This is a genomic window from Nitrosomonas sp. H1_AOB3 (assembly GCF_015709435.1).
Lineage (GTDB): Bacteria > Pseudomonadota > Gammaproteobacteria > Burkholderiales > Nitrosomonadaceae > Nitrosomonas > Nitrosomonas europaea.
This window is the reverse complement of record NZ_CP054389.1, coordinates 97773-115768: the sequence shown is the minus strand read 5'-3', so window position 1 is coordinate 115768 and position 17996 is coordinate 97773. Positions and strand designations below refer to the sequence as shown.

At 51.0% G+C, this 17996-nt stretch carries 17 protein-coding genes; 12 read left to right on the top strand and 5 right to left on the bottom strand.

The annotated features are described in order from the left end of the window. Positions 1 to 159 precede the first annotated feature (159 nt). The 6 genes from HRU73_RS00540 (at position 160) to rpsD (ending at position 6499) form a co-directional block, all read left to right on the top strand. Positions 160 to 669 carry an RNA polymerase sigma factor gene (locus HRU73_RS00540; RefSeq protein WP_287399025.1) on the top strand — a complete coding sequence of 170 codons (510 nt, stop codon included), beginning with the start codon at positions 160 to 162 and terminating at the stop codon, positions 667 to 669. 6 nt (positions 670 to 675) lie between these two features. Beyond that, a complete protein-coding gene (locus HRU73_RS00535) occupies positions 676 to 1638 on the top strand; it encodes a FecR family protein (protein WP_287399024.1) in 963 nt (320 codons plus the stop codon). Between the two features lie 78 nt (positions 1639 to 1716). Beyond that, entirely contained in the window at positions 1717 to 4017 is a 2301-nt protein-coding gene (locus HRU73_RS00530) for a TonB-dependent receptor domain-containing protein (RefSeq protein ID WP_287399023.1), read from the top strand. Between the two features lie 72 nt (positions 4018 to 4089). After that, positions 4090 to 5397, top strand: a complete 1308-nt coding sequence (locus HRU73_RS00525) for a dicarboxylate/amino acid:cation symporter (protein ID WP_287399022.1) — start codon at positions 4090 to 4092, stop codon at positions 5395 to 5397. A gap of 177 nt (positions 5398 to 5574) precedes the next feature. Then, entirely contained in the window at positions 5575 to 5868 is a 294-nt protein-coding gene (locus HRU73_RS00520) for a hypothetical protein (protein ID WP_143023737.1), read from the top strand. 13 nt (positions 5869 to 5881) lie between these two features. Continuing rightward, positions 5882 to 6499 (top strand): 30S ribosomal protein S4, encoded by a 618-nt coding sequence (gene rpsD / locus HRU73_RS00515; RefSeq protein ID WP_011112643.1) that lies wholly within the window; start codon positions 5882 to 5884, stop codon positions 6497 to 6499. Between the two features lie 112 nt (positions 6500 to 6611). Here the strand turns inward: rpsD and HRU73_RS00510 are convergent, their stop codons facing one another. Next, positions 6612 to 7415 carry a pirin family protein gene (locus tag HRU73_RS00510; protein WP_287399021.1) on the bottom strand — a complete coding sequence of 268 codons (804 nt, stop codon included), beginning with the start codon at positions 7413 to 7415 and terminating at the stop codon, positions 6612 to 6614. A 107-nt stretch (positions 7416 to 7522) separates the two neighbouring features. After that, positions 7523 to 8321 (bottom strand): IS5 family transposase gene (locus HRU73_RS00505; RefSeq protein WP_502709294.1). Its coding sequence is split into 2 segments (ribosomal slippage): positions 7523 to 8047 and positions 8049 to 8321, totalling 798 coding nucleotides; the frame shifts between segments, so codons are not numbered across the junction. Positions 8322 to 8631: 310 nt separating this feature from the next. Between HRU73_RS00505 and HRU73_RS00500 the strand changes: the two genes are divergently transcribed. The 3 genes from HRU73_RS00500 (at position 8632) to HRU73_RS00490 (ending at position 12519) form a co-directional block, all read left to right on the top strand. Next, entirely contained in the window at positions 8632 to 9144 is a 513-nt protein-coding gene (locus HRU73_RS00500) for a sigma-70 family RNA polymerase sigma factor (RefSeq protein WP_287399020.1), read from the top strand. After that, positions 9145 to 9999, top strand: a complete 855-nt coding sequence (locus HRU73_RS00495; protein WP_287399019.1) for a FecR family protein — start codon at positions 9145 to 9147, stop codon at positions 9997 to 9999. Between the two features lie 108 nt (positions 10000 to 10107). Next, entirely contained in the window at positions 10108 to 12519 is a 2412-nt protein-coding gene (locus tag HRU73_RS00490) for a TonB-dependent siderophore receptor (RefSeq protein WP_287399018.1), read from the top strand. A 113-nt stretch (positions 12520 to 12632) separates the two neighbouring features. On the opposite strand, the gene HRU73_RS00485 is transcribed toward HRU73_RS00490, so the two are convergent. The 3 genes from HRU73_RS00485 to HRU73_RS00475 are packed head-to-tail and all read right to left on the bottom strand — an operon-like array spanning position 12633 to position 14830. Beyond that, positions 12633 to 13151: a DUF3617 domain-containing protein gene (locus tag HRU73_RS00485; RefSeq protein WP_287399017.1), complete on the bottom strand. Its 519-nt coding sequence runs from the start codon at positions 13149 to 13151 to the stop codon at positions 12633 to 12635. 30 nt (positions 13152 to 13181) lie between these two features. Further along, the gene (locus HRU73_RS00480) at positions 13182 to 13526 is read right to left on the bottom strand and encodes a hypothetical protein (protein WP_011112646.1); all 345 of its coding nucleotides are present in this window, start codon (positions 13524 to 13526) and stop codon (positions 13182 to 13184) included. Next, positions 13502 to 14830: an aminopeptidase P N-terminal domain-containing protein gene (locus tag HRU73_RS00475; protein ID WP_287399016.1), complete on the bottom strand. Its 1329-nt coding sequence runs from the start codon at positions 14828 to 14830 to the stop codon at positions 13502 to 13504. Before HRU73_RS00475 ends, HRU73_RS00480 begins: the two co-directional genes overlap by 25 nt. Positions 14831 to 14982: 152 nt before the next feature. On the opposite strand from HRU73_RS00475, the gene rpe reads away from it, so the two are divergent. The 3 genes from rpe (at position 14983) to trpE (ending at position 17996) form a co-directional block, all read left to right on the top strand. After that, positions 14983 to 15663 (top strand): ribulose-phosphate 3-epimerase, encoded by a 681-nt coding sequence (gene rpe / locus HRU73_RS00470; RefSeq protein WP_276818314.1) that lies wholly within the window; start codon positions 14983 to 14985, stop codon positions 15661 to 15663. A 19-nt stretch (positions 15664 to 15682) separates the two neighbouring features. After that, positions 15683 to 16405 carry a phosphoglycolate phosphatase gene (locus HRU73_RS00465; RefSeq protein ID WP_287399015.1) on the top strand — a complete coding sequence of 241 codons (723 nt, stop codon included), beginning with the start codon at positions 15683 to 15685 and terminating at the stop codon, positions 16403 to 16405. A 103-nt stretch (positions 16406 to 16508) separates the two neighbouring features. Next, positions 16509 to 17996 (top strand): anthranilate synthase component I, encoded by a 1488-nt coding sequence (gene trpE, locus HRU73_RS00460; protein ID WP_287399014.1) that lies wholly within the window; start codon positions 16509 to 16511, stop codon positions 17994 to 17996.

Here is a 17996-nt window from a genome sequence, read left to right as displayed (position 1 = left end):
GATTGTGTGCAGAATGAGCACTGCATCGATGATCCGGTTACCGGCACTTACCCGGGCATTCTTCCCTGCGACAATTTGTCGCATTCTCATTTCCTGCTTTTGTCCGGATAATTTGATCCGGACAAACAATAGTTACACACCTCTTTTCGCGACTGCATCATGTCTTCATCGGATTCCCCCGTATTTACAGCACTTTATAAACAATACCAGTCACAATTGATCAGTCGCATCACTCGTCTGGTCGGTTGCCGTGAAACCGCAGCTGATCTCGCCCAGGAAGCCTATATCCGGTTACTGGGCCACCGCGATTTATCGAATATATTGAGCCTGTCCGCTTATCTGTTCCGGATCGGCCATAATCTGGCCATGGATCACCAGCGTAATCCTGCAAATAAAATAGAATATCTGCTGCTCGATGAGACACTGCCCTGCCCGCTGCTCCAGCCGCATGAAATCGTGAACCTCCGGCAGCAGTGCAGACTATTGCTGGACACGATTGCCTCCATGCCGCAAGGTTGCCGCGATGTTTTTCTGCTGCGTAAAATCGATGGGCTCAGTTACAGTGAAATCTCCATCCGCCTCAATATTTCCGAAAAAACCGTGCAACGACGTCTGGTACAGGCCATGCTGCGTTGCCACCGCAGCATGAACCAGATAGTCATCCGGTGATACTGTATGCCCGCTTCCGGCCCTCCTGACGAACAGCTGCTCAAACAGGCACTGAAGTGGTTCTTTCTATTACAGTCTGAACACTGTACGGATAAGGACAGGCGAAAATTCAACCGCTGGTTCTGTAAAAATGAAGCTCATCAGACAGCCTATGCGCATGCTGAACGCTTATGGTCTGAAACAGACAGACTGAAAGAAACACCCGATATCCCCGGTTTGCGTGAAGCCAGACAGCGCCGCCCAAAACACCAGCCGGCCGGCATACTCGGCTGGGCACTGTTCTTCCTGATTTCATCTGCTTTGATGAGTATCGGCTGGCTGGAATACAGCGCTGAAACCATCACTTATTCCACCCGATTAGGAGAGCAGCGCCTCATCTCCCTGGCGGATGGCAGCCGTATCAACATGAATACGGCCACTCGTCTGCACGTCCGCATTTCTTACCTGCAGCGCAAAATCACGCTGGATACGGGAGAAGCCGTTTTCGACGTTGCGCACGAGACCTGGCGTCCTTTTGTCGTGCATACGGACAAATTGCAGATCCGTGATATCGGCACCCGGTTCAACATACACAAACAACAAGACGAGATCTCGATCACGGTACTGGAAGGTGCGGTGGAAATCGATGGTGTACGTCTGGATGAAGGGTATCAGCAACACTATTCCTCTCGCAGTGATCATGCGATCCTCCGCCCGGTCAATACCGAACAGATCGCAGCCTGGCAGCACGGGCGGCTGATATTCCGCCAGACTCCTCTGGCAGCAGTCACAGCCGAGCTGGAACGCTATCACCCGGTACACTTCATTTTTACTGACCCCGCCATTGCACACGAGACGCTGAGCGGAACATTCGGCACCCGTGATCTGCCACTTTTCCTCAGCAGCCTGGAAAAGGCTTTACCAGTCAGGGTAAAAAAACTGCCGGACGGGCAAACCCTGCTGATCGACCGGATAAATAAAAAAATGTGACCAGTTCATCGTGTTTTTCACGTCTTACCAGACAGGACATCAGAAACCTTTATACCTTCCTGACTGGAGAAAAATACTATGAAATCTATTGCCGGATTATTTCCGCTACTGCTTCTGCTATGGGTGAATACGGCCCATGCACAAAATGAAACCACCCATTATTCCTTCGATCTTCCCGCACAACCTCTTTCTTCCACACTGAATCACCTGGCCAATATCACCGGCATCAAGCTGATTTATGCGGATGAAATCACCCGGAATCATCTTTCTCCACCTCTACACGGCAACTTCACACTGGCAGAAGCATTGAACCAGGTACTGAATAAAAACCGGTTGAAGTACGAGATGGTCGATAACAGCATGGTCGTCATCAGCCAGGCTGCTGCCAATACGGTTTTACCCGAAATCACCATCACCACTGATTCATCCACGGCCGGTAACGAAGCCTCACTAACCGTTCCGAATACCGCACAGGCAACGGCCAATATCCAGTACACACCCGGTGCCGTCGAAGTCATATCCGATACCCGATTCAAAAGTACACCGGCACAAACCATCAAGGACATCGTCGGCTGGATACCCGGTGTCATCGCCCAACCCAAATCGAATATCGACAACAGGATATCGATCCGCGGCTCCGGACTGACGCGCAACTACGGCAACCGTGGCATCAATATGTATATGGACGGCATCCCGATCAACACTGCCGATGGCCTGTTCGATGTCTTCGAAATCGATCCAGGTGCTTACCGCTACGTCGAAGTGTTCAAGGGTGCCAATGCACTGCGTTACGGAGCCAACTCTCTCGGTGGCGCAATCAACTTCGTCACACCGACAGGTTATGATGCTTCCCGGTTCAGCGGGCGAGTGGATACAGGCAGTTTCGGCTATATGAAAGGGCAGGCAAGCACAGGTGGAGTCCACGGTCCGTATGATTATTTCATCACTGCATCGGCACAGCGCGAGGATGGCTATCGCGATCACAGCAACGGCCACATGGTACTGGGCAGCGCCAACTTCGGTTATCGATTCTCACCGGATGCCGAGACACGCTTTTACCTGAACGCAAATACATGGCGCCAGCGTTTACCAGGCGAGCTGACCAAGCGCATGGCGCTGGATTCACCACGCAGCGCCGATCCCGAGTTCATACGACAGGATCAGCAACGCAACATCGATTCAGTACGGCTCGCCAACAAGACTACGCTACGCTTCGGCTCCACCACGGTCGACTTTGGTCTCTTTGGCCACCATCGTCATGTGGATCATCCTATCTACCGGTACCTGGATTACTATGTCCATGACTACGGCGGCTTCGCCCGTGCAACCGATGACCGTCTGATCGCCGGCTTCCGCAACCGCTTCGTCGCGGGTGCAAACGTTCATAACGGTAAAATCAACTACAAAGAATACATCAACCCGGGAGATGCGGTGAAAGGGGCACTGGCCATGTCCACGGTGGATAAATCACAGAACTATTCAATCTATGCGGAAAACAGTTTCTACTTCCTGCAGAACGTCGCGCTTGTTGCCGGCGGGCAGTTCCTGCATGCGATTCGCGACCGGAATGACCGTTTCCTGACGGATGGCGACCAGTCGGGTCGCCGCGCTTACAGCATCTTCAGCCCCAGAGGAGGATTGTTGTGGGACATTGCTCCTGATGTACAGATCTTTGCCAATATCTCACGCAGTGCGGAAGTACCGACCTTCGACACGAATACATTCATGACACCTGCCAGCTCGGAACTCGATGCCCAGACTGCCACCACCTACGAAATCGGAACACGCGGGCGCAGAGCCGATTTCAAATGGGATATCGCCTTCTATCGCGCCCATCTCAGAAATGAGCTGCAATGCCTGAGAACGTCGCCGTTCAGCCCGTGTACGGTAGTCAATGCGGATCGTACCGTACATCAGGGAATCGAACTGGGATTTGGTGCCGCATTTCTCAAGGGAATCGCCACCCGGAAAGATCTTCTCTGGCTCGACGTAGCCTACACCTACAACGATTTCTTTTTTGACGATGACACCCGCTACGGCAACAACAAGCTGCCTGGCGTACCACCCCACTACCTGCGCGCAGAAGTGCTCTACAAGTACCCGAATGGATTCCACGCCGGCCCGAATGTCGAATGGATGCCACGAGCCTACTACGCTGATAACGCCAACAGTCTCACCATCGGCTCATACGCGCTCCTGAACTTCAGAATCGGCTATGACCCGGGTAAAGGATGGTCCGGCTACCTCGAAGGACGCAATCTGCTCGATACCCGCTACATCTCGACCACGATTACTTCCGGCTCTGCCGATGCCACCTCGGCACTCTTCAACTCCGGCTACGGCCGGGCAATTTATGGTGGTATACGATTCAACTGGTGAAAACAATCGAGAGGCATCTCCCAGTTATTTTCTGGAACCTGTCAGCGTAAGAACGATGATATGCTGGCGCCCATGGCATTTTCCCGACGAGAACAATCTTTAAGCCAATCCATCGGCGCCCTGATCGCCCAGCATTTATGGGCAAAAATTCTGTTGGGGATGGTACTAGGCACCCTCACAGGCCTTGTGCTATCTCCTGGCGGTCTGGCATTACTGGAAAACGATACTGTGCTCATGGCAGCGGAATGGATTGCGCTGCCCGGAGTCATTTTTCTGGAAATGCTCAAAATGGTAGTGATTCCGCTGATCATCTGCTCCATTGCACTCGGTATTCTGACCAGTGGCTCTCCGCACCAGTTGAAGCGCATGGGGGCATTCATCGTGCCGTACTTCATCATCACTTCTTTCGTTGCCGTAGGAATCGGCCTTGCCATCACGCTCATCATTCAGCCCGGGCATACGGTCGGCACCGGTATCGATACGCTGGCGGCTGCCATGACGGCTGATGGTGGTATAAAAACATTCGACGATCTGACTGTCCCGCAACGCATCGTTAACCTCATCCCTTCCAATTTCGTCGAAGCAGCCATGCAAACCGACATGCTCAAAGTCGTAATTGGTGCGATTTTTCTCGGTGTAGCGGCATTGACCATTCCTCGTGAAATCGCAAAGCCATTCGAGGATTTATGCCTGTTCGGACAAGTGGCCGCAATGAAGATCATCAGCTGGGCCATGGCACTGGCCCCTTATGCTGTATTCGGTCTGATGGTCGACGCCATGGTTCGGCTGGGCTTCGATATACTGACAGCAATTGGCTGGTATATGGGCTGTGTATTGCTGGGACTCGTGATCATTCTCGGCTTGTATCTGTTCGGAGCAGCCGTTTTCGGCCATCGTCCGCCATTCGAATTTCTGCGTGCCATACGTGATGTGCAACTGCTGGCTTTCTCCACCTCCAGTTCAGCTGCCGTCATGCCTTTATCCATTCGTGCAGCAGAAGAAAATCTTGGTGTCAGTGAAGATATCAGTCGTTTTGTCATTCCTGTCGGGACGACGATCAATATGGACGGTACCGGACTTTACCAGGCAGTAGCGGCTGTTTTCCTGTGCCAGATCTTCAAAGTGGATCTGAGTTTCACAGAAATGATCCTGCTGCTATGCACCACGGTTGGTGCTTCGATCGGCACACCGGCCACGCCGGGTGTCGGTATTGCCGTACTGGCCACCATTTTATCGGGCATCGGTGTGCCACCTGCCGGAATCGGCATCATTTTCGGCGTCGATCGCATTCTCGATATGTGTCGCACGACCATCAACGTTACCGGTGATCTGACTGCTGTCGTCATCATGGATAAATGGATGAAAAAGAACTTTGCTTAGGATGATAACGCAGAACAAGCTGGCAATTTTTTGTACCCGAGCCAGGATATACCAGCAAACAGCCGAATACATACCACAACATTGTATTTTGTTTGATTTGATCGAGGATTAGAAGTTGACTTAATAAATACGAATTATTACCATTGCTCGAAATAAATGTCTGACAGGGTCATTCGTATGAATCAGCAATCTGAAACAGATGCACAATTCGATCCGGATTTACCTACAGCGAATGCCGTCATGGCATCGTTGTGCTGCGTGGCAGCACAGTATGCAAGCAGGCCGTCGACGGAGTTGGCAAAGTTGGCTCTGGATCTTGCGTATAAGCTGACCGCACCGCAGTATGCGGAATCGGAGCTGATCACTGAAGTGGCACAGCAACTGGTCAGGCAGTGGAAACAGGTTTTATATCAACAGGTACAAGCAAGGGCTGCCGGTATGATCATACCGGGCAACCGATTCATCAATTAACGCTGGAGCAGTTATGTCACGGTTTACAGGACCAAGATTGAAAATCATGCGAGCACTGGGTGTCGATCTGCCTGGTTTATCGCGCAAAACCATCGCAAGCAGGCCGACTCCACCGGGTCAGCATGGCGCCAAGCTGGTACGCCGCAGAAAATCGGATTTCGGTATCAAACTGCAGGAAAAACAGAAATTGCGTTTCAATTACGGGCTGTCTGAACGCCAGTTGCGTCATCTGATGCTGAACGCGCGCAAAAGCACCGAACCGACAGGCGAAACTTTATTGCAGCTGTTGGAACGCCGGCTCGATAATGTAGTGTTTCGCGCCGGGTTCGCACCGACCGTCATAGCAGCACGGCAACTGGTATCACACCGCCATGTCCGTCTGAATGGCAAACCTGTCAATATTCCGTCCATCCGTCTGAATGTAGGTGATGAAATCACCATCAAACCGGAAAGCCTGAATCTGCCCATCGTACTGGGAACATTGCAGGACTTACCACTAAGCCGCCCTGAATGGCTGCTCTGGGATGAAAAAGATAAAACCGGCAAAATTACCCACCTGCCTACTGCCGAAGATGTTCCGTTTCCTATCGATGTACAGCAGGTCGTGGAATATTACGCCAACCGGATGTAGTTTCATGTATTTGACCAGCGCTCAGGAATGCTTACCATCCAATCGCCTGGCCTGGTCATCTCAACATACTCTCGGCTGGTAGCTCGATCTCTTTGTTACCTACCGGTAGAGATTAGCGGGACAACTGCCCAAAATGCCCGCTGTTAAAGTCTGCGATTGCCTGATCGATTTCTGTCTGACTGTTCATGACAAAAGGCCCGTATCCGACAACCGGTTCATCGATGGGCTCACCGCTGAGCAACAGTACTGTGGCATCTTCCCGAACATCGAGTGATACCGTATCACCTGCACGATCGAGCGATACCAGTTGTGCAGCCTGGACAAGCGGGCTGCCATTGACTGATATTTTGCCATGCAAAACGGCGAGTGCCGTATTCCATCCCTCCGGTAACGGTAACTCAGTGACTTTCCCTCGTTTCAGCCGCACATCCCAGACATTCATCGGTGTATAAGTACGGGCTGGTCCCGTATGATCCTGATAACAACCTGCAATTACCCGGATACTGCCAGCAGCATCCAGCAAAGCAACTACCGGAATATCCGCAGAAAGGATGGCCTGATAATGCGGAGCAATCATCTTATCCTTAGCAGGCAGATTGACCCATAACTGCACCATCTCAAGCTGACCACCCGAACGTGTAAAGGACTCCGAGTGGAATTCCTCGTGCAGAATGCCTGCACCTGCAGTCATCCACTGCACATCACCCGGGCCGACCACCCCTCCTTGACCAGTCGAATCCCGATGGGCCACTTCGCCATGGTAAACAATCGTTACCGTTTCAAATCCACGGTGCGGATGCTGTCCCACCCCACGCGGTCGCTCTGCTGGAGCAAAGTCAACCGGGCCAGCATAATCCAGCAGCAGAAATGGACTCAGCAGTTTTCCATGATTGCTATAAGAAAACAGCGAGCGCACCGGGAAACCATCACCCACCCAATGAATAGGCGGTGCATCATAAATCCCCAGAATCTGTTTCGTTGTTATCTCCTCACATTATTTACCCAACTCTCATAAGAACCTGTTTACGATCTTTTAAGTAGTAATGCCAGGAAAGCCAGATGAATGAACTGCAGACTGGTGTTGAGCTTACGCTCGCAGTTTTTCCATAATCTTCTGCTCTTCTCCAGCCAGGCGAAACTACGCTCGACAATCCAGCGTTTGGGCATAACTTTGAAGGTATGCAGTTCACTGCGCCTGGCAATCTGCACCGTGACAGCTTCGCCCAGAATTTCTCGCACGCCTTCAGCGAATGGTTCTCCAGTATAGCCACTATCGCACAGCAAACTTTGTACTTGCCCCAAGCCCAGCCTGCAGCGCTCCAGAGCTTGCAATGCACCTTTACGGTCAGTCACTTCCGCCGTCGTCACCGCAATAGCATGCGGCAAACCCTGGGTATCGACAGCGATATGGCGCTTGATACCCGATACCTTCTTGCCAGCGTCATAACCTTTCTGGTCGGCCGTGTCTGTGTTTTTCACGCTCTGCGCGTCCATGATCAAGAGCGCGCTGCAAACGTTGCGCCCCTGTTTCTCTCGGACCGCGCCAACCTGATTTTTTGAGTGCCCGCTCCAATACGCTCACGCCGTACTGGTCGGGCTCACTCCACTTGCTCCAATAAGCATATACACTCTGCCACTTGGGAAACTCTCCGGGTAGGAATCTCCATTGGCAACCAGTGCGCAGCAGGTACAGCACCGCGCAGAACACCTCGTACAGATCCACCTTCGTGGGCTTGGTCCTGCGTCGTACGCTGCGCAATAGCAGCTCTATCTCGGCAAACTTCTCTCTACTGATATCGCTGGCATACTCGATTCTTTTCATCCATGCATTATCAGGGATAACAAAAAGATCGTAAACAGGTTCTTAGAAAGATATCCCAATACATAATCCGCCGTTTCAGTGAATTCTTCGTAACGACGATCAGATAGTCAGTCGAATTCGGTCTAGCCTAATTGATCTTGATAACACTACGCGCAGTTTCATTGATCCGGTAGCAGACAAATGACAGATTTCAGGAAATCGGAATTCAACCAAAAGCAGGAAAGTCTTTCAATATTGAAAACGATTTGTATTTGCAATATCAGCGAGAATTAGGATAATCTCGGTTCAGGCTAATTAACCCGTTTGCATCATGTCTTCAACCTCCTCCCATTCTGCACTCATTGTCACATTAGCTTATCACTATAAGGACCTGGTAGACTACGTTCGGCATTATTTCGGGGATCGTCACTTCGCATACGAAGTAGTACATGATGTATGTTTGCAACTCATTGAACATCCACCGGAAAAGGTCATTCACACACCACTCGCCTTTTTACGACGGGCAATAAAGAACCGCGCAATTGACCTTTGCCGCAATGATGAAAGACAGCGCCGTTATATCAACTCCGTGGCAGAAATACCTGATATTCATGCGCATGATACAGATGGTGCGGCAATACTGGATTTCACCCAACGACTGGAAGCGCTCAAACGTATTATCGAGAACCTGCCACCCCGTCAGCAGCAAGTATTTCTGTTGCATCGCCTGCACGGCATGCCACAACTGGAAATCGCTCAGGAATTGGGTATTTCACGCAATATGGTGACCCAACATTTTTCACAAGCCATGGCAACCATACAACGCACGTGGCACTGGGAATAAATGCGCCCACCACCACAGCAAGAACCTCAATCCGCTAACAAGCAAGATATACCAGCGGATGACAAACTATCACCTTATGAAAATGCATTACGCGCACATTTTCCTTCGCGGGAAGAAATTCTGCAGGAAGCTAAAACACAGTGCAAACGCCGGCGACGTATCAAATCAGCTATCGGCACTGCGTTATCCATATTGCTGGTCAGCATCTGGCTGATCGACCCCGTGCTGCAAAGCCGTCAATTCACTACAACAATCGGCCAGCAATCGGCCTATACCCTGCTCGACGGCAGCGTCATCACCTTGAATACACAGACTACCGTACAGGCTGAAACCCGATTGCGCTCGCAACACCTCACGCTTATCCAGGGTGAGGCATCATTCCATGTTAACCATAGCTGGCGACCTTTCATGGTTTATGCCAACCATGCAACCATACGCGATATTGGCACCATCTTTAATGTACGTCATACCCGGGAAGGGGCCATGGTTACCGTGATAGAAGGAGCGGTGGAAGTCTGCACCCCAACAACCAAGCAGATACTGATACAAAATCAGACCACCACCGCACGCGGTCATTCGATTGCACCCATTCAATCCATTGCAGCCACCACTGCAGCTGCCTGGCTACAGGGTAAACTGATATTCGATGGCACGCCATTGCAGGAAGCCATTGCTGAAATACAGCGCTATCGCCAGGCTCCACTAATCATACAGGATGAAAAAGCTGCCCGTTTGCGTGTATCAGGTGAATACGACATTCAAGGTATCGAATCTCTGATCGACACTTTACCGATCAGTATCGCTGTCAGGATACGACGGACACCGGACAATACCGTTATCATAGAAAGCCGCTGATTCCTGGGACCCGAGCGAGAGTAAAAAAATTTCCAACACACCTCAACATTTGCTTCTTGATAAACGCCAACCCTGTGAAAGCCAAAAATTCACAGGGGAGCTATTCAGATGCAAAACAGAATTAAAAGTACGCTTAAAAACACGCTATACGGCATAAGGTTTCATGTATTCGAATCCATCCTACTGATATTGCTGTTGTTCAACAGTCATCCCACTGTACTCGCTGCGGATACCCAGATCGATATTCCAATCCAACCGCTGGATAAAGCACTCAATACACTGGCTCGCCAAACAGGTGCGCGCATTATATTTTCGACCGATCTGACCGAAACCAGAATGGCGCCGGCAGTCAAAGGAGCATTAACACCCCAACAGGCACTGGAACGGCTACTGGCAGATTCTGGCCTGGTATGGCAAGCTACCAGTGATCACGGTTTTACAGTCATATCCGCACAACCAGCCACTAATCAGACCAGCACCCTACCGACGGTAACCGTATCAGCAAGCGTGGGTACTGAAAATCAGACAAGAGTCAAAGCGAACACTGCCACAGTAACCCGCTCAGGTGCTTCCATTCTCGATACGCCAATGACAGTCTCCGTCATTCCGGTTGAAACTGCAATTGATCAGGCGGCGCAAACTATAGGGGATATCGTACGCAACGTCGCAGGTGTACGCACAACGAGTTATGTCGGTACTTATGATGCACTTTTTACCCGCGGTTTTGTACTTTCGAACGTCAATAACTATTTGCGTAATGGTTTTCGTTACATCAATCTGATGCAGCCAGCGCATCACAACGTGGCGCGTTATGAAGTCATCAAAGGTGCGATGTCGATGGATTATGGCCGGGTCGAGCCTGGCGCGCTGATGAATATCGTCACCAAGCAGCCGCAGGCGGAGCAATTTCATGAAGTCAGGCTAGGCATCGGTAGCAGGGGCTATTATGAGGCAGCACTGGATGTGACCGGTGCGGTAAATGAGTCAGCTACTATGCTCTATCGTTTTAATGCCGGCACGACACGGCAGGCTTTCATCGTCGATGATGTGAAACCGCAGCAACATGATGTTGCCGGTGCATTGACCTTCAAGTTGACTCCACAGACGCGCTTGGATCTCGATTTGGAATACACTTACCGCAAACAACTTACTTACGTAGGGTTGCCGGTACCCGACCCGCAGAATATATCCAGTGCTAATCAACTATTGAACAAGTTCTATGGTGAGCCGGAGGCTACTTTCAAGGGTAGCCATCGGTTATTCACTGCGAGGCTGGATCACCGATTCAATGATGCATGGTCCGTGAATTTCGGCTATGTCAATAACCGGACCATGCGTGATTACACGAATGTTTATTTCATGGGTGGAGTAATTGACAATAAGGTTCATCGCTATGCTTATCCAGGCGATCAATTCATGACTGCACAGACCATTCAGGCCCAGTTGAAAGGAGATTTGATGCTGATGGGCATGCGTCACCTCGTTACTGTGACAGCCGATACTTCATCTTACAAAGAGCGGGGTGGGTTTCCATCAGCTGACGATTCGCTCGATCCGGTTGATCTCTATGACCCTCGCCCCACTGGTGGCGCGTCGCTGAGTGCTCCTTACGATATCAAAGTACGAGGCAGCAAGCGCGATTACGGTATTGCCATTCAGGACTATATGAGTATTAACCGCTACCTGAACCTGTTGGCGGGGTTACGCTATTCTGCCTATAGCGATACGCCCACCGATTGGAGCGGTGCCACAGACACGGTCATCCCCCGGCAAAAATATAGCAATATCGATCCAACTGTCGGTGTGGTTTTCAAACCGCAGCCTTGGGCGACTATTTATGGCTCATATACGCGTTCTTCCGCACCGAATGTAAACGTATTTACCGGGCCGGGCCAATATGCCCCCCCTTCCAGGGCACAGCAATATGAAGTCGGAGCAAAAGCTGAGTGGCTGGATGGTCGTTTGCGCACTTCAGTAGCCTATTTCAATCTGACTAAGACCAATGTACCAACGGCCTCACTGAGCAACCCGGCATTCCGGGAAATCAGTGGTGAGGTCAATTCCGAAGGCTGGGAGTTTGAAGCCGTTGGCCAGTTGACTCATCGCTGGAATGTAATCGCGGGCTATGCATACATCGATACCGAGATTACCAAGGACAACACACCTGCCAATGTGGGCAAGGAGCTGTCTTTTACACCGCATCATTCTGCTAATTTGTGGACAACTTATGATTTAGGTGGGTTTGCCCAAGATTGGACAGTAGGCGGGGGCGTATATTACACGGGTAGCAAATATGTAAATAACACCAACCTGGCGCGATTGCCAGCGTACACAATCATTGATGCTATGATCGCCTACACTTTCAGATTTGGTCTGCCGGGTACACGCCTGCAAATCAATCTGCGTAATATATTTGATAAGACGCATTACGAATCAGGATCGGCCTCAGGCGCTAACTTCAGGGTGCTTTATCCAGGATTGCCCCGTACTGTATTGGCTAATCTGATCGTGCCATTCTGATCCGATGAATCTGTATCTCTCAGGATCATTACCTGGCGTTCTCTACAGGCTTATTGGGATAAGCTCTTATATGACTTAACAGCCATATGAGTCGATACCCGAACATCTCAAATCTATCGCACAGGCTGCACTGCCTCACACTGCGCGCCAATCCACCGGCCGCTCGTTTCGGCATAGACATACAGTGGTGTACCCTGGACCGTACTGTTGAATTCCGTTTTTCCGGTAAAACGCTCGGGAGTGGAAAAAATACCTTCAGCGTGACCGTTCCCTTTGAAACGGGAATTGTCGCAGACAAGTTCCACCTGATAGCGATTTCCGGACCGGCTGGCATTTACGACCGAACATCCAGACTGATTCTCGTAAAAATGCGAGGGAATATCCTGTTCTGCCATCTCCGGGGTGATACATACCTTCGAAATGGCAGCACCCTCCTGAATGCGAGGCACTTTCAATCCATATTGCCTGGCCAGACTGGTGATCTGCTGCATTTGCTCGGATGGAACATGTGCAACCAGCCCGAGCAAATCCGATCGAGTCGTGACTTCCCATAACCCGGACCGAATGGTATCTCCACACCAGCCGGATGTGCCAACTACTGAAAACAGGATGAACGCTGCAAACTTACGCATGGCTGCCCCGTCAATAACGATTGAAAATAATTAATGGTGCCCACGGTCGCTTTTATCGTTTTCCCGGATTTCAATGATTTCAGCATCTTCAATCATGCTATTTTTTTGCTCGGCCGCAGCAGACATCGACTTCCGGAATTTACGCCGTAACCACCAGAACCGTGCACCAATCACACCAGCCACGGCGACAAACAGTGCCAGCACGATTGAAAAGAAGAATGCACCCAGCACTACTACTACGACCACTGCCGGTATGAGTGTCAGATAAAACAACCATTTATTGGCTGGTGGTGTTTTCAGGGGATCGCCCTCCGGGCCGGTCTGTCCACGGTATACGATCCGCCTGATGATTATCTTTCTGAAATCGTCGTACATTGCATCCACTCCTCTATTTCAGCCACACTTTTAGGCACCGCTCCGGTAAGTACTTCGTGTCCGGCCGGTGTAACTGCCACGTCATCCTCGATTCTTACGCCTATATTCCAGAAATGTTCCGGAACATCTTCAGCAGGGCGAATGTAACAACCCGGCTCGACTGTCAACGTCATCCCCGGTACCAGCTCACGCCACTGGCCGGCCTGTTTGTATTCTCCGGCATCATGCACATCCAGCCCCAGCCAGTGCCCAGTCCGGTGCATATAAAAACGTTTATAGGATTCCGTTTCGATAACAGTATCCGGACTGCCCTGGCACAAATTCAAATCAATGAAGCCTTGTACCAGCACCCGCAAGGCGGCCTGATGCGGTGAATCCCAGTTGCTGCCGGGCCGAACCGTGTCAATTGCAGCGGATTGCGCAGAAAGTACCAGCTGATAGACATCTTTTTGTACAGCGGAGAATCTGCCATTCACCGGAAAGGTACGTGTGATGTCCGCCGCATAGCCGTGCAGTTCACAAGCTGCATCGATCAGCAGCAAATCACCCGCCTGCAGTTGCGCATCGTTCTGGATGTAATGCAGTACACATGCATTTGCACCGCCTGCCACGATCGATGTATAAGCGGGAGCCTCAGCACCCTGCCGGCGAAATTCATACAGCAATTCAGCTTCTATTTCATACTCATATCTGCCGGGGCGGGTCGCCTGCATGGCACACTTGTGTGCCTCTGCCGAAATCCTGGCTGCTTCACGCATTACCGCCAATTCATTTTTATCCTTGATCAGACGCATTTCATCGAGTAAATGGCGGATATCTCGAATTTCAGCAGGCGCCGATACCCCCTTTCTGACCTGTTCCCGTACCCGGCTGATCCACCCTACCACACGCTGATCCCAGGAAGTATCATGACCGAAGGCATGAAATACGGCGGGCTGATCCGCCAGAAGCTCACCGGCCAGCTCATCCAGCCGGGCAATGGAATATGCTGCATCGAAACCGAAAACCTCCCGTGCGGCTTCCGGCCCATAACGAAATCCATCCCAGATTTCACGCTCGATATCCTTGTCACGGCAAAATAAAATCTGCTGCGAAGTATTTGCGTCGCCGGTTGCAACCAGTACCAGCACTGCTTCGGGTTCGCGAAAACCTGTCAGATAATAGAAATAACTGTCGAAACGATAAGGATAATGTGTATCCCGGTTACGGTATCTTTCCGGCGAAGTAGCAATTACCGCAACGCCATGCTGTATTTTTGACAGCAGATGCTTTCTGCGGTCGATGAAGGTCTGGATCGGAGTCATATCGTCAGATTCTTGCAGGAATCATGGAAGAAAGCAAAGAAACAGCTGCACATCTTGCCAACCCCGTGAACACAGATATCCATTCAAAAGCATTATTAACTCCCCGTTTCCATTTATGGTTAAAATGTGACATTTCCTTATGAGGTCCAATCATGTATCGTATTGCCCCGAGTATTCTTTCCGCCAATTTTGCCAGACTGGGTGAAGAAATCACGCAAGTCCTGGATTCCGGTGCAGACATCATTCACTTCGATGTCATGGATAACCATTACGTTCCCAATCTGACGATCGGTCCACTGGTGTGTGAGGCAATCCGCCCCTTAACCAAAGCGATGATCGATGTGCACCTGATGGTGGAACCGGTTGATCGCATCATTCCGGATTTCGCAAAGGCAGGCGCCAACATCATTTCATTCCATCCGGAAGCCTCGCGGCATATCGATCGTACGATCGGACTCATCAAGGAGCAGGGGTGCAAGGCAGGACTGGTTTTCAATCCGGCCACCCCTCTTTCGTATCTCGACCACGTCCTGGACAAACTCGACCTGATCCTGATCATGTCAGTCAACCCCGGTTTTGGCGGACAGACTTTCATTCCTGAAGCACTGAATAAATTACGCCTGACCAGGGAACGTATCACTGCAAGCGGCCGTGACATTCTGCTGGAAATCGATGGTGGTGTAAAAGTGGATAACATTGCGGAAATCGCCCGCGCCGGCGCAGATACTTTCGTGGCTGGTTCTGCCATTTATGGTGCGGGTAAAGAAAGTGATCCCCACCGCTACGACAGCATCATTGCCGCCATGCGCGCCGAGTTGGCAAAAGTCGCCTGATCAGGAACCAGTTACTCTCATGACTCAACTCAATACACAACCATCTGACTCAGGCTTGTTCCCGTTACCACTCAAAGCCATCATCATCGATCTGGATGGCACCCTGCTCGACACTGCACAAGATCTGGCACTGGCCGCCAATGAAATGTTGCGTGAGCTGCGTATGGCGGAACTGCCATCATCGACCATCCAAACTTTCATTGGCAAGGGCGTTCCCAAGCTCGTCAAGCGCACACTCACCAACAGCCCGGATGACGAACCGGATCCCGAACTCTTCGAACAAGCGCTACCGATTTATGAACGTTGTTATGCGGAAAATCTGCATGTACATACACGCCCTTATCCCGGTGTCGTCGAAGGACTTGAACAACTCAAGCAGAGTGGATTCCGCCTGGTCTGCATTACCAACAAAACCGAAATTTTCACCCTGCCGTTGCTGCACAAAACCGGCCTGCTGGATTATTTCGAACTGGTATTATCGGGCGACAGCCTGCCGAAGAGAAAACCGGATCCACTGCCATTGCTGCATGCCTGCAAACACTTCGACATATTGCCCAAAGCCGCATTGCTGATCGGTGATTCATCAAACGACGCCATTGCTGCACGTGCAGCGGGTTGCCATATTTTTTGTGTACCTTATGGCTATAACGAAGGGCATGATGTGCGTGAGCTCGATTGCGATGCAGTAGTCGATACCATCGTGGATGCCACCCGATTGATCACCTACCAGCACGACACTTGATCAACTTACAGCAGACTTTCGCTGGCCGCAGCAACCTCGATTTTTATCGACCGGTAAAGCTTCATCTCATTAACCCGACCATTTCAGCAATACCTTGTTTTCCATGAATCATTGCATAACTGAAAGTGAATTCAACGATCTGGCAGCACAAGGCTATAACCGGATACCTCTGGTGCTGGAAACATTCGCTGATCTGGATACACCCCTCTCCATTTACCTCAAGCTGGCGAACCAGCCTTATTCCTATTTACTGGAATCGATCCTGGGAGGGGAGCGGTTCGGGCGTTACTCGGTCATCGGATTACCTGCAGAAATACGGCTGGAAGCATGTTCCAGCCGTGTTCGCGTCATCAGTGACAATGAAACGAAGGAAGAAATCGATACCAGCGACGTGCTGGGTTTCATTGGCACCTTCCTGAACCGATTCAAGGTAGCACCCCATGCGGAATTGCCTCGTTTCAGCGGAGGACTGGCCGGGTATTTTTCCTACGATACCATTCGTTACATCGAGCCAAAACTAGCAGGGCATGCACGGCCGGATACGATACAAACACCGGATATTCTGTTACTGCTGTCGGAAGAACTGGTTGTCATGGACAATCTCTCCGGCAAGCTTTACCTGATCATCTATACCGACCCGACACTGGAAAATGCCTATCAGACCAGCAAAAACCGGCTCCGGGAATTGCTGCACAAACTGCGAGAACCGCTCTCGATACCAGTCGAGAAATCTACTTCCTCCAAAGTAGCTGTGAGTGAATTTCCCGAAGCCGACTTCATTGCCGCAGTGGAAAAAGCCAAGCATTACATCCTGGAGGGCGACATCATGCAGGTCGTCCTCTCGCAGCGTACCAGCAAACCCTACTCTGCTTCACCATTGGCACTGTATCGCGCGCTGCGCAGCCTCAACCCATCACCCTATATGTTCAATTATCATCTGGGGGATTTTCATATCGTTGGCGCCTCACCGGAAATTCTGGTCAGACTGGAAAAGGATACAGTTACCGTCCGTCCAATTGCCGGTACCCGACCACGTGGCCAGGATACCCAGGCTGACCAGGCACTGGCGGCAGATTTGCTGGCCGATCCCAAGGAGCGGGCGGAACATATCATGCTGATGGATCTGGGACGCAATGATATCGGCCGGGTTGCCCAGACCGGTAGCGTAAAAGTCACCGAGAACATGCAGATAGAATATTATTCGCATGTCATGCACATTGTTTCCAATGTTGAAGGAAAGCTCAAACCGGGTTTAAATGCGATCGACGTACTACGCGCCACCTTCCCTGCGGGTACCGTCAGCGGCGCACCCAAGGTCAGAGCAATGGAAATCATCGATGAGCTGGAAATCTCCAAGCGCGGTATTTATGCTGGCGCAGTCGGTTATCTCGAATTCAATGGCGACATGGACTTGGCCATCGCAATCCGTACCGGCCTGATCAAGGACGGCATACTGCATGTGCAGGCGGGAGCTGGTATCGTAGCTGACTCTGTTCCACAAAGTGAGTGGACCGAAACCTGCAACAAAGCGAGGGCTGTCCTGCGAGCGGCAGAAATTGCCGAGAATGGCCTGGACAGTACGATCACCTGA

Bases quoted from the DNA above. Each gene is read 5' to 3' on its own strand.
- HRU73_RS00465 (WP_287399015.1), top strand. From the start codon at position 15,683: ATGACTCAACTCAATACACAACCATCTGACTCAGGCTTGTTCCCGTTA.
- HRU73_RS00475 (WP_287399016.1), bottom strand. From the start codon at position 14,830: ATGACTCCGATCCAGACCTTCATCGACCGCAGAAAGCATCTGCTGTCA.
- rpsD (WP_011112643.1), top strand. From the start codon at position 5,882: ATGTCACGGTTTACAGGACCAAGATTGAAAATCATGCGAGCACTGGGT.
- trpE (WP_287399014.1), top strand. From the start codon at position 16,509: ATGAATCATTGCATAACTGAAAGTGAATTCAACGATCTGGCAGCACAA.
- HRU73_RS00480 (WP_011112646.1), bottom strand. From the start codon at position 13,526: ATGTACGACGATTTCAGAAAGATAATCATCAGGCGGATCGTATACCGT.
- HRU73_RS00530 (WP_287399023.1), top strand. From the start codon at position 1,717: ATGAAATCTATTGCCGGATTATTTCCGCTACTGCTTCTGCTATGGGTG.
- HRU73_RS00540 (WP_287399025.1), top strand. From the start codon at position 160: ATGTCTTCATCGGATTCCCCCGTATTTACAGCACTTTATAAACAATAC.
- HRU73_RS00495 (WP_287399019.1), top strand. From the start codon at position 9,145: ATGCGCCCACCACCACAGCAAGAACCTCAATCCGCTAACAAGCAAGAT.
- HRU73_RS00500 (WP_287399020.1), top strand. From the start codon at position 8,632: ATGTCTTCAACCTCCTCCCATTCTGCACTCATTGTCACATTAGCTTAT.
- rpe (WP_276818314.1), top strand. From the start codon at position 14,983: ATGTATCGTATTGCCCCGAGTATTCTTTCCGCCAATTTTGCCAGACTG.
- HRU73_RS00490 (WP_287399018.1), top strand. From the start codon at position 10,108: ATGCAAAACAGAATTAAAAGTACGCTTAAAAACACGCTATACGGCATA.
- HRU73_RS00520 (WP_143023737.1), top strand. From the start codon at position 5,575: ATGAATCAGCAATCTGAAACAGATGCACAATTCGATCCGGATTTACCT.
- HRU73_RS00535 (WP_287399024.1), top strand. From the start codon at position 676: ATGCCCGCTTCCGGCCCTCCTGACGAACAGCTGCTCAAACAGGCACTG.
- HRU73_RS00525 (WP_287399022.1), top strand. From the start codon at position 4,090: ATGGCATTTTCCCGACGAGAACAATCTTTAAGCCAATCCATCGGCGCC.
- HRU73_RS00485 (WP_287399017.1), bottom strand. From the start codon at position 13,151: ATGCGTAAGTTTGCAGCGTTCATCCTGTTTTCAGTAGTTGGCACATCC.